At 50.3% G+C, this 11,270-nt stretch carries 10 protein-coding genes; 5 read left to right on the plus strand and 5 right to left on the minus strand.

Annotation, left to right across the window (positions count from 1 at the left end; translation table 11 throughout):
- On the plus strand, positions 1 to 797 hold a 797-nt coding region (locus K5R89_RS25845; RefSeq protein WP_260630712.1), incomplete at its 5' end, for a methyl-accepting chemotaxis protein.
- Between the two features lie 321 nt (positions 798 to 1,118).
- Here the strand turns inward: K5R89_RS25845 and K5R89_RS25850 are convergent.
- The 4 genes from K5R89_RS25850 to K5R89_RS25865 are packed head-to-tail and all read right to left on the minus strand — an operon-like array spanning position 1,119 to position 4,435.
- A complete protein-coding gene (locus tag K5R89_RS25850) occupies positions 1,119 to 2,087 on the minus strand; it encodes an IS5-like element IS903B family transposase (RefSeq protein WP_221853873.1) in 969 nt (322 codons plus the stop codon).
- Positions 2,088 to 2,128: 41 nt separating this feature from the next.
- On the minus strand, positions 2,129 to 2,776 hold the full coding sequence (locus K5R89_RS25855; RefSeq protein WP_023328945.1) for an isochorismatase family cysteine hydrolase: 648 nt from the start codon (positions 2,774 to 2,776) through the stop codon (positions 2,129 to 2,131).
- A 3-nt stretch (positions 2,777 to 2,779) separates the two neighbouring features.
- Positions 2,780 to 3,571: an N-formylglutamate amidohydrolase gene (locus K5R89_RS25860; protein ID WP_040217067.1), complete on the minus strand. Its 792-nt coding sequence runs from the start codon at positions 3,569 to 3,571 to the stop codon at positions 2,780 to 2,782.
- A gap of 12 nt (positions 3,572 to 3,583) precedes the next feature.
- The gene (locus K5R89_RS25865) at positions 3,584 to 4,435 is read right to left on the minus strand and encodes a MurR/RpiR family transcriptional regulator (RefSeq protein ID WP_040217077.1); all 852 of its coding nucleotides are present in this window, start codon (positions 4,433 to 4,435) and stop codon (positions 3,584 to 3,586) included.
- Between the two features lie 171 nt (positions 4,436 to 4,606).
- On the opposite strand from K5R89_RS25865, the gene K5R89_RS25870 reads away from it, so the two are divergent.
- The 3 genes from K5R89_RS25870 to K5R89_RS25880 all read left to right on the plus strand — a co-directional run bounded on the left by K5R89_RS25870 (position 4,607) and on the right by K5R89_RS25880 (position 8,831).
- Positions 4,607 to 5,977 carry a glutamine synthetase family protein gene (locus tag K5R89_RS25870; protein ID WP_117362322.1) on the plus strand — a complete coding sequence of 457 codons (1,371 nt, stop codon included), beginning with the start codon at positions 4,607 to 4,609 and terminating at the stop codon, positions 5,975 to 5,977.
- Positions 5,978 to 6,045: 68 nt separating this feature from the next.
- Positions 6,046 to 7,512 (plus strand): APC family permease, encoded by a 1,467-nt coding sequence (locus tag K5R89_RS25875; RefSeq protein WP_004181698.1) that lies wholly within the window; start codon positions 6,046 to 6,048, stop codon positions 7,510 to 7,512.
- Complete coding sequence (locus tag K5R89_RS25880) at positions 7,509 to 8,831, plus strand: aspartate aminotransferase family protein (protein ID WP_040217071.1); 1,323 nt, start codon at positions 7,509 to 7,511, stop codon at positions 8,829 to 8,831. The genes K5R89_RS25875 and K5R89_RS25880 overlap by 4 nt, the downstream gene beginning before the upstream one ends.
- A gap of 66 nt (positions 8,832 to 8,897) precedes the next feature.
- Here the strand turns inward: K5R89_RS25880 and K5R89_RS25885 are convergent, their stop codons facing one another.
- Positions 8,898 to 9,617, minus strand: coding sequence for an SDR family oxidoreductase (locus K5R89_RS25885; RefSeq protein ID WP_040217073.1), 720 nt, complete (start codon positions 9,615 to 9,617; stop codon positions 8,898 to 8,900).
- A gap of 292 nt (positions 9,618 to 9,909) precedes the next feature.
- On the opposite strand from K5R89_RS25885, the gene K5R89_RS25890 reads away from it, so the two are divergent.
- Positions 9,910 to 10,812: a LysR family transcriptional regulator gene (locus K5R89_RS25890; protein ID WP_004181695.1), complete on the plus strand. Its 903-nt coding sequence runs from the start codon at positions 9,910 to 9,912 to the stop codon at positions 10,810 to 10,812.
- Positions 10,813 to 11,270 lie beyond the last annotated feature (458 nt).

Consider the following 11,270-nt stretch of genomic DNA (forward strand, 5'->3'; position numbering starts at 1 on the left):
TTGAATGGGTTCATGTGCAGCTCCATCAGCAAAAGGGGATGATAAGTTTATCACCACCGACTATTTGCAACAGTGCCAACCAAATGGTGGCAAGCATTCAAGAGGTTGCGAGCAATGCACAGCATGCTGCAGATGCGGCCGGAAGAGCAGACACTGAGACGGCATCTGGCCAGCGTCTGGTAGCCCACACAAGCCAGTCAATCACTGCCCTTGAAGGTGAAATTAGGCAAGCCACTCAGGTTATTCATGAGCTTGAAGGTCAAAGTAACGAGATATCAAAAGTTCTTGACGTTATACGAGGGATCGCCGAGCAAACGAATTTGTTGGCACTCAACGCAGCAATTGAGGCCGCGCGTGCTGGTGAGCAGGGGCGTGGTTTTGCTGTTGTCGCCGATGAGGTTCGCAGTCTTGCTGCTCGCACACAGCAATCGACAACGGATATTCAAAGCATGATCAGCGCTCTACAAGAGCGAGCGCAATCCGCTGTTACAGTCATGGAGCAAAGTAGTCGGCAAGCGCACACGAGTGTAGCTCACGCAGAGGAAGCAGCTACAGCTCTTGATGGAATTGGCCAACGCGTTAACGAAATTACCGACATGAACGCGCAAATAGCGACTGCGGTCGAGCAGCAGGGAGCAGTAAGTGAAGACATAAACCGCAGTATTATCAATATACGCGATGCTGCTGATACCAATGTACAGACCGGGCAGAATAATTTGCAAAGTGCGAAATCTGTCGCTCAGTTAACTAGCGCTCTGAGCGAACTGGCAAAACAGTTTTGGGAAAAACGAGGATAACGCTTTTCAGTATCTCGACAGGGATAACTTACTTTACCATCGGTTATCCCTTTTAGCCGCACAAATTTTAGCCATGGCTTTTCAGGAAGTCAGGGCTATCAGAATGGCCTTAGAAAGCCTAGTCAAAGAGCTGTCACGAGAACACCGTTAGCTTAGCGTACGATTTTTTCCGAATTCTGCGGTTCCCCCATAATAAACACAACGGAAAGCAAAACAGATTCCCCCGTCCCGTGGATGGGGGTAATAGAACAGGAAAATTCGACGAGGCTTTGTTGAATAAATCAGATTTCGGGTAAGTCTCCCCCGTAGCGGGTTGTGTTTTCAGGCAATACGCACGCTTTCAGGCATACCTGCTTTCGTCATTTTGTTCAGCGCTCGTACCAGGGCCATAGCCTCCGCAACCTGACCATCGTAGTCACGCAGCGTCAGTGAACCCCCGAACAGCTGTTTTACCCGGTACATCGCCGTTTCCGCTATCGAGCGACGGTTGTAATCTGTTGTCCATTTCCACCGCGCATTACTCCCGGTCATTCGCTGATTAGCCACTGCACGGTTACGGTCTGCATATTCACCGGGCCAGTAACCCGCACCTTTTCGGGGCGGGATAAGCGCGCTGATTTTCTTACGCCGCAGTTCATCGTGACAGAGCCGGGTGTCGTAAGCGCCGTCTGCCGATGCTGCCCTGATTTTTCTGTGAGTCTGCCGGATAAGACCCGGGAAGGCTTCTGAGTCCGTCACATTGTTCAGCGACAGGTCAGCGCAGATGATTTCATGTGTTTTACTGTCAACGGCGAGATGCAGCTTACGCCAGATACGGCGGCGTTCCTGGCCATGCTTTTTGACTTTCCACTCGCCTTCACCGAAGACCTTCAGCCCGGTGGAATCAATTACCAGGTGTGCGATTTCACCCCGGGTGGGCGTTTTGAAACTGACATTAACCGACTTTGCCCGCCTGCTGACACAGCTGTAATCCGGGCAGCGTAGCGGAACGTTCATCAGAGAAAAAATGGAATCAATAAAGCCCTGTGCAGCCCGCAGGGTCAACCTGAACACGCGTTTAATGACCAGAACGGTGGTGATGACGAGATCAGAATAGCGCTGAGGTCTTCCCCGTGATGAAGGCGTTGTCGACTCATACCAGGCCTGAATAGCTTCATCATCCAGCCAGAAAGTTATGGAGCCACGGTTGATGAGGGCTTTATTGTAGGTGGGCCAGTTGGTGATTTTGAACTTTTGCTTTGCCACGGAACGGTCTGCGTTGTCGGGAAGATGCGTGATCTGATCCTTCAACTCAGCAAAAGTTCGATTTATTCAACAAAGCCGGCTGCCGCTTATCCAGCGGAGAGTTCATTGAGAAACTCCTGTGTAGTGATTTGCCTGCAATAACCTTTTATAGCGTTGAGAGAGTTTTGATGGCGTTCAGCCGACAGTGTCGCGCAAGCATCAGTCACTAAGGTTACCAAGTATCCCAGATCACAGGCGTCACGTACTGCGCTTTCAATACACTGGTCGGTAAGAAAACCCGCAACCACAAGATAACGGGTACCAAGGTTACGTAGTACATAATCAATGTTGGTCGAGATAAATACGCTGGAAGAGGTTTTCGACAGAACAATTTCATCATCACCAGGAGCAATAGCTTCCAGAACCTGCGCGTCCCAGGAGTCACGCGGCACGTTAAAGCCGGTAATTTTGTAGTCTAGGCTGCGGTCACGGCCATCTTTGGTCAGACTTTCTATAACGGTATACATCACTTCAATCTGACTTGCACGACATGCAGTCTGGATTTTTTGCATATTAGAAATTGTTTCGCGTTCAATTATATCAAAGAAGTAGCCGAACCTCTCATTCAGTTCGGTTGTCGACATCCCGACATATTCCCCACCATCACGGCGAGCATTGTAATTTTGTACATCAATAAATAACAGCGTTGCGGCTTGCTTCTCAATTGGGATCTCACGGCTGGACGGTTTAAACATTCGTTATGCCTCTTTTTTATATTGTTGACTGGTGAGAATGTCCCAGCTATCTGTAAATATTTGAGCCAGATCTTCAGCCCAGGTTCGTTGTCCTTCTGGTTCTGTAATCAAATCCTGACGAATTTCGATTTCAACATAGGGGAGTTCATTTTTAATGGCGTGCTGAGGAACAGCATAGTCAGTCACATCTGAAACGGAGTAAGGCAGATTATCTCCAACACACCATCGCCGGGTTTGTTTTAATCGCTCCAGTACCGTCAGAGCATATTCAGCCTGATGCTGGTACAGAACACCGATCTCCCATGGCCGCGATTCACCATGATATACCGGTGTAAAGCTGTGCATCGCGAGGATACAGGTCGGAATACCGTGTTTCTTCCTTTCAGTCAGTATCGCGCGTATAGCATCATGATAAGGAGTGAAAATTTCGTCACGCCTCTGGTCACGCTCCTGCTGGGTCAAGCCGATATTTCCCGGAATGGTAGTGGCTTCAGATACCTCCGGGATGGAACTGGGGATACCTGGTTGCCGGTTACAGTCAATCACCAGTCGGGAATATATCTGATGCACCAGTGGGGCGTTGAGTAAACGACTCATATGTCGGGACACAGTCAGCACGCCCAAATCCCAGCCGATATGTCGATCTATTTCATGCTGCGGTAAACCTAAATCGCCAAGCTGGCGCGGGATACGTTTTCCACCATGGTCACAAAGGATCAAAAAAGGAGAAATGCCCGATTGGTTTTCCACCATTACCGGAGCAGGTTCATCTGAAAAAAGAAGGGGGGCGCTCACGTCTCTATTACCTCATTTGGATTTTGCATTTAAAGATAGGGGGCCAAGTGCTTCCCACTGCTGCAGGCGCTGCACGGTTTTATCACCCTGGCTTTCCATAATGCTGGCGATAATGGCATCAATGAGGACAATACCGGCGGCGTACCCATCAAAAAGCCATGGCGTTTCGACATGGATAGCCAGAACGACTTTAGCGAGAGAAGCTATAGGGGAAAGTTGGGTATCCGTTACGGCTATGAGTGTGGCACCGCGTGCCACAATCTCCTGTGCCAGTTGATACATATCCTGCTGGTAACGACGAAAATCGAACAACACGAATACGTCATTTTTATTAACGTCGATGATCTGCTGAATACGATCGTGATGGTTTTCGGCGAGCACTTCAACACCGCGTCTCACCTGTTGCAGGTTGCGGCCAAAATACATTGCCAGAGACTGGCTGATACGACCGCCACCGAGGATTATATGATGTTCTTTAGCACCGATGAGACGGGTGGCTTCAGCGATCTCATATTCCGCTATGTCACGTAAGGAACACTGTATCGCCAGTGTCGAGGATGTTATGGCGGCCTCTATCAACGACGATGCGCTTTCTGTCGTTACCCAGTTATCCAGGCGCTGTAAAGGGCCTTTAGCCTGTTCCGATATTTCATCCCTCAGCGCCTGCTGAAAATCAACGAAACCACCATATCCCATTCGACGTGCAAAACGCACCACGGAAGGCAGACTGACGCCAGCTCGATCGGCCAGCATTTGCACCGAACCTAAACCAGCACCGGGATAGTCAGCCAGCATGGCCCTGGCAATTTTACGCTCTGCAGGACTTAGCTCCGCCATGTTGTCTTTTATCTGTTGTGCCAGCACCTGGCTCTCCTTCATTCCACTTCAGGCAAATAACATTACCACAAGCGTTACGTCTGAATCATACGGATTTAATATATATTACACATCTTGCTTTTTTTCAACGAATGTAACATACACAAAAAGAATCAAGCGGTGTTTTTTATTCCAACTTTAACGGGAGTTTTCGATTTAATGGGCAAGCAATCTGTAGGTGTCGATGATGAAGTCATTGATTTACAAAGCATAAGTGAAAACCTCAGAGCTCTGGGGATCACGACCCTTTTTACCTCGCTGGTCGACTCTGCGGGCGTAATCCGAGGCAAATCTGTCCCGGTAAACCGGCTCAAAACCCTTTGTCAGTCAGGGGTGGGAGCATCGCCTTCCTGGGCTCTGTTCTGTGCCGATAACGCGATTGCCTGGATCCCGGCATTCACGGCTGTTGGTGATCATCGCCTGCGCGCCGATATCAGTTCACTGGTGACATTCCAGGATGGTTTTTGCTGGGCTCCGGTGGATGTTTTTGAACAGGAAGGACAGCACGCCGCCTGGTGCAGCCGTCATTTTCTACGCCAGCAGGTCGCAGCGCTGCAAAAACAGGGTATCGAAACTCTGGCAGCCGGTGAGCTTGAATTCTATTTGTTACCAGAGCAGGACGTACCGGGGCATAGCGGATGGCACGCTTACGGTATAGGGGGGCTACTGGCTCATGAGTCGATGATCAATGATCTCGTCAGAACGCTTGAAGAAGCGAATGTCGGCCTGGAACAATTTCATGCTGAATATGGCTCCTGTCAGTTTGAGCTTTCACTGGCACCGGCCGATCCCGTGACGATGGTGGATCGCCTGGTGCTGACACGTGTTTTACTGGGCCGCATTGCACGCAAACACCATTTACGTGTCAGTTTCTCCCCAAGGCCATTTGCGAATGAAGCAGGTAACGGTGCTCATCTGCATTACTCCTTTACACGTGAGGGGCAACCTCTGCTGGCCGGCGGTACCGGTATCTACGGTATTACCGCTGAGGGCGGGAGCCTGATAGCGGGGATCGTACGATATCTGCCGGAATTGGTGGCATTACTTGCCCCGTCAGTATTGTCTGCCGAACGCCTGCAACCCGGCCACTGGTCGGGCGCGTATGCCTGCTGGGGACTGGAAAACAGGGAAGCCGCAGTACGTTACTGTGCGGCAAATCGGGGCAACCCTTATGGCGCACATCTTGAAGTTAAGTGTATAGATCCTGCTGCCAACCCCTACATTGCCTGTGGGGCAGTGCTTGGGATGGCGCTGGCTGGTCTGAAAGACGAACTTCCCCTACCGCAGCCTACACAATCTGCTCCAGCCGATCTCTCAGAAGCTGAACGCAATGAGCAGAATATCCAGCGACTTATAACAAACCACAGCGAGGCCTTAACCCGTCTCGCACAAAGCTCACTGGCGCAGTCAATGTTACCTCCGGAGCTACTGGGCGCGCTGATCGCCGTACGCCAGCATGAACAGGATACCTGGGGACATCTACCGCTGGAAACCATCACGGAGACATTCCGCTTCGCATGGTCGGTTTAAGTCTGAACAACTTCGGGGCAACCCATAACACATCTCGCTAATTAATTGCGCTTATGAGGGTGATGAAGATGAGTCATGCATCAAATAAAAAGCGAAGTTTAAAACTCTGGGAGGCTCTGGCGCTCTCTTTGGGAATGGTTGGACCAACACTGGCTATGTCAGGTAATGCGCAGGGGTTGATCGACTCAGTTGGCAAGGCATTGCCGATTGTGTTTGTATTAGGTCTGATCGGGGTAGCATTAATTGCCTATGGTTTTATCCGTTTGACCCGATTTTATAATCACGCTGGTAGTGCCTACGGTTTGGTCGGAAAAACTGTCGGTCCTCGCGCCGGGTTCTTTTCCGGTTTTGCCATTATGGGAACGTATCTTTTCTTTTCGATTGGCACACTTGCGGCACTGGGTGCATTTACCAATGCTTTTCTGGCCGCATTATTCCCCTCCTCTGGTTTTCAGATCCCATGGATTATCACTGCGACAGTTGGAGTGATATTTAGCTGGATCCTGAATTCTCGTGATGGAAAGACGGTCGCTCGCGTACTGATGGTGATTGAGGGGCTCGGCATTGTATTGATGCTGGTACTGGCTGCAGTGATTGTCGTACATCAACCGGCGACAGGGGCAGAACATGCTTCATTGTTCAGTTTGAATGGCGTCAGTTTTCAGGCGGTAATGGCTGGCGTCGTCGCCGCTTTCCTCTCCTGGGCTGGCTTTGAAGCCTGTGCCACCCTCGGGGAAGAGACAGAAAACCCCAAGCGCAATATTCCGCTGGCACTGCTGGGTTCCATTCTGCTAACCGGTGTGCTGTTTGTGGGGATGATGTATGTGCAAACCCTTGGTTTTGGCCTTAGTGAGTCGGGCCTGAATGCCTTCAAAAATTCAGCGAACTCCCTGGGTACATTATCACAAACATACGTTGGCACCGCATTTACCTTAGCGATGTTGTTTACCGCCATGATGTCTGCTTTCGCGGCAAATTTATCTGCCGCCGCCACCTCCAGCCGTCTGTTATTTGCGCTCGCTCGCGATGGGTTTGGTCCAGCGTGTTTTGCGAAAATGTCAGATAAAAATCATCAACCTCGTAACGCCCTAACTCTGATACTTATTCTCAGTCTGCTGGTTGATGTTGTGGCCTGGCTGAGTGGTAAACCGGCAATGGGAACGGGTAACAGCGCGATAGATGCATACTTTTATTTTGCGATCATCGGCTCCGTTTGCCTGATGGTTGCCTATCTGATGATCGAGATTGGAGTGATTAATTTTATCGCCCGCATGGGTCAGAACATCCCTAAATGGGAGCTGATCATGCCAGCGCTGGGCATCGTCATTATGGTGATGTCGTTATATTTCAATGTGGCAGGCCAGGAAGAGCTCTTTAGTCCGGCACTGGTGGCGTTTTACTGGTGCATCGCCGGCCTGATCACCATCATTTCGGCACCCAAGCTCGTACGAAATATCGGATTGTCCCTGGCGTCAGAGTTTGCAACCCCAGGTGATAAAGTGGCAACCAGGACAGTACAAAAGGAGTGGATATGAGCAAGCAGATCTTTCCTGACGAAGCAGCCAGTTTGTATCAGCGTGACACCCGGTCCGTAGCTGGAATTGAGAAGTTACGCTTCTTCCCGTTAGCCGTTACCGCTGGCAAGGGATGCTGGTTAACTGAAGCAGGTGGCCGGAAATTGCTCGATCTGTCAGCCACCTGGACCGCGGCAGGACTGGGTCATGGTCACCCGGAAATCGCCGCGGCCATCACCAGGGCTGCACAGAATCCAGCCGGGGCCGGTGGCCTTTCAGCGGTACACCCGGATTCGGTCGGACTTGCAGAGGAGCTGCTGGCCATTACCCCGGGCAACGGGGATCGCTGCGTCTATCTCGGACATGCCGGTAGCGATGCCAATGACGTGGCGCTTCGCGCCTGCCGGCTCGCCAGCGGAAAACGTAAGGTGGTGGCTTTTGCGCATGGGTATCATGGAGGTATCGGGCTGGCGATGGAAGTATCCGGAGTACATATATCGGCAGGTAACGCAGCTGATCCAGACCTCTACCTGGCAACTTATCCAAATCCATTCAGAACCAATGATGAAGGCGCTGCGGCAGTCAGCGCAAGCCTTCACGAAGTTAAAGAACAGCTCGATCAAGGTGATGTGGCTTGTGTGATTGTTGAACCCATCCTGTCGGATGGTGGAATGGTCGTGCCACCAAAAGGTTTTTTAGGTGGGTTACATCGATTATGCGTAAAGGCGGGTGTGCCGCTGATATGCGATGAAGTCAAAATGGGTCTGGGGCGCCCCGGGCTGATGCACGCCTTCCAGCATGAGAACATCGTTCCGGAAATCGTCACTTTTGGCAAAGTGTTAGGTGGAGGTTTGCCGCTTTCTGCCACTGTGGGCCCCAAAGAGATCCTTGGTGGTCCCGCAGCGCATGCATTGCTTACCACCGCAGGAAATCCTATTTGTACAGCCGTAGGCCGTTCTGTATTGCGTGTGCTGCAGCACGAAGAACTGCCTGAACGAGCGGCTCAGGCTGGGCTTTACTTCATTCAACTTCTGCGTGAGCTGGCGAAGGACTTACCCGAGATCGGCGATGTTCGTGGGCATGGTCTGGCTATTGGCATCGAGTTAGTCGTTCCTGACGGCAGCAAAAATCCGGACCGGGCGCTCGCGCAAAAAGTCGTATATCAGGCATGGAAAGAGGGCCTGGTGGTGTACTACGTCGGGGGGAATGTGCTGGAAATAACGCCACCGTTAATTATTACCCGGGATGAGATAACCTGCGCGGTAGAAAAACTATCGCTCGCAATACGGAATGCCCCGAAGGTCACACGTGAAGAAATACAGCCTTATGCTGGCTGGTGAGTCTTCCTCACTATAAATTACCTCGCCAGCCAGTCTGGCGAGGCCTGCTTTTAGTGATGTGTGGCCTTATGCAATCGCCCCACCACCATCGATGAGAACAGTGGAACCTGTGGCATAAGGGTTTCCTGCAACATAGAGGATGGCATCTGCCACGTGTTCAGGCAGCCCCATTGTTCTGGCTGGAAGTGTTGAGGCGGCTTTTTCATACATAGACTGACGTGCTGAACTCTCCAGAGTGTCCCACAGGGGAGTGGCAATCAGCCCGGGTGATACGGTATTAACCCTGACGTTAGATGAGGCAAGTTCTAAGGCAAGACCGCGGCTCAGTGATTCAATTGCTGCATTAATGGCTCCCTGTAACACTGGCTTGGAAGGACGAACGCTGAGAAATCCGGAGACAAAAGTCAGGGAGCCACCTTTATTTATGCGTGCGTGTCTTGCGACGTTATAGGCACCCCAGAATTTACTGTTCATAGCCTGCCGCGCATCCTCAAGCGCCATCTCCCGCACGGGCCCGGAAGTCGTCTGGGCAGCGCTGACAACAACGTGGTCGAATCCACTGGCTCCCTCGAAAAAACGCTGTACTGATTCATCATTGGTAGTATTCAGTTCTGCCACTTCGATATCCAATCCAATCCGTGTAGCTGCAGCCTGAAGCTTCGGCATATTACGTGACGCAATGGTCACTCGTCCACCGACGTCAGCAAAGGCCCGGGCCGTTGCCTCTCCAATTCCGGAACTTCCTCCAATGACCAGAATTTTTTTATCAGTGAAGTGATTTTTCATGAGGTTACCTCGTTAATATTGAATTCGTCGTCGCCTTGCCTTCCCTCATACATGGCAACAACCAGTTAAAATCTGAGTCAGTCTGACCAGGTATACTTTCAGAGGTACAGCCGTAATCTGCCCGGACTGTTTACCCCGATGTACTCACTTTTTTTAAATCGATGACCCACGCTGAGACGGTTCCTGAATGAAGAACACCGGTTCCGGCTGGTCTTCTCAATTTAATAGTTACCTCTATGAATAACAATTGACCTACAATGCAATAGATTATTAACAAAAATGGTAACCACAAATGAACTTCGGAAATTTCGCTCTGCTACGATTTTTTATTGATGTGATTGATGAAGGTTCGATTTCCGGAGCAGCACGCACTCACAATATTTCGATACCAGCGGCAAGCCGAAAAATGCGGCAGCTTGAACATCTCTTTGGAGTCAGGTTGTTACAGCGGACAACGAGACGGCAATCACTGACGGAGGAAGGTGTAATACTTTATGAACAGGCTGTTCGTATCCTGGGGGATCTTGAAACACTGGAAGATATGCTCAGACAAAATAGCAGGGAAGTGGCCGGTGTTTTACGTGTAACCGCACCTGTGTCGCTGGGGCGTCGAAGAATAGCCCCGTTGCTGGCGCAGTTTGGGGCAATGTATCCAAGGTTATCAGTTCATTTAAAACTTACCGATACGGTGCTTGATCTTGTGGCCTCGGGTATGGATGTTGCTATCCGCTACGGAGCGACTGAGGATTCATCTTATATTTCCAGACCGCTGGCCAACAATTATCGTATCCTTTGCGCTTCACCAGACTATGTGCAAATTCATGGCGTTCCCGAAACACCTCAAGACCTTATCAGGCATCGATGTCTCCATTCTGGCACAGAGTCATCCGTTGACTGGTCACTGGGAGACCTCTCAGTGCGGATTAACTCCCCCTTCACTTCAAATGACGGGGAGGTTATTCGACAACTGGCTCTAGATGGTTACGGTATTGCATTAAAATCAATCTGGGACGTGGCGGATGATATTGAAAGCGGAAGGCTATGCCAGATCCTCAAGCAATATCAGTCACAAGCTGCCCCCTTGCATGCCATTTATCCTCACAGGCAACATGTGGCCCCCAGGGTAAAGGTTTTCATTGAATTTTTGATAAAAAACATCCGGGAGCCAGATATTTACGCAAAATCACCTTCCTGAGATGTTTAGAGTAATGAGCTCATTCAAGGGGCGTCAGACAATATGCATGAACCAGTAGGGTTTATTCGTTCAGTCATGCTTATCTCAATCAGTTTCATCTTACTGGCCAAAACGCCAAGCAGCGTTCTGATTCACTGACGATAGTCTTGAAGACTGGATATCATAATGTTAGTTTTTTTTGTGGTGAATCCCCCTGAGCGGAGGGGCAATGTAACCAAATAATGTTCAATCATTATCGGCTGACAACATGCGGACCGTAGCTGGTTACACTGCAGTTCACCGGGAGGCACCCGGCACCACACATTCCACTTAATAGGTAATCACTTTCCTGTTCCAGCTTTTCCTACTACTGTTAATGAAGTGGTTTACTGAATTTGGCCGCCTGAACAGAGGTGATATGCTCACCTCAGAACAACACAGGTGTCATAATGAAAAAAAGAAATTTCAGCGCAGAGTTT

The organism is Klebsiella sp. TF21-TM (assembly GCF_019753495.1).
Taxonomy (GTDB): Bacteria; Pseudomonadota; Gammaproteobacteria; order Enterobacterales; family Enterobacteriaceae; genus Klebsiella; species Klebsiella quasipneumoniae.

Bases quoted from the DNA above. Each gene is read 5' to 3' on its own strand.
- K5R89_RS25855 (WP_023328945.1), bottom strand. From the start codon at position 2,776: ATGTTTAAACCGTCCAGCCGTGAGATCCCAATTGAGAAGCAAGCCGCA.
- K5R89_RS25870 (WP_117362322.1), top strand. From the start codon at position 4,607: ATGGGCAAGCAATCTGTAGGTGTCGATGATGAAGTCATTGATTTACAA.
- K5R89_RS25875 (WP_004181698.1), top strand. From the start codon at position 6,046: ATGAGTCATGCATCAAATAAAAAGCGAAGTTTAAAACTCTGGGAGGCT.
- K5R89_RS25880 (WP_040217071.1), top strand. From the start codon at position 7,509: ATGAGCAAGCAGATCTTTCCTGACGAAGCAGCCAGTTTGTATCAGCGT.
- K5R89_RS25885 (WP_040217073.1), bottom strand. From the start codon at position 9,617: ATGAAAAATCACTTCACTGATAAAAAAATTCTGGTCATTGGAGGAAGT.
- K5R89_RS25890 (WP_004181695.1), top strand. From the start codon at position 9,910: ATGAACTTCGGAAATTTCGCTCTGCTACGATTTTTTATTGATGTGATT.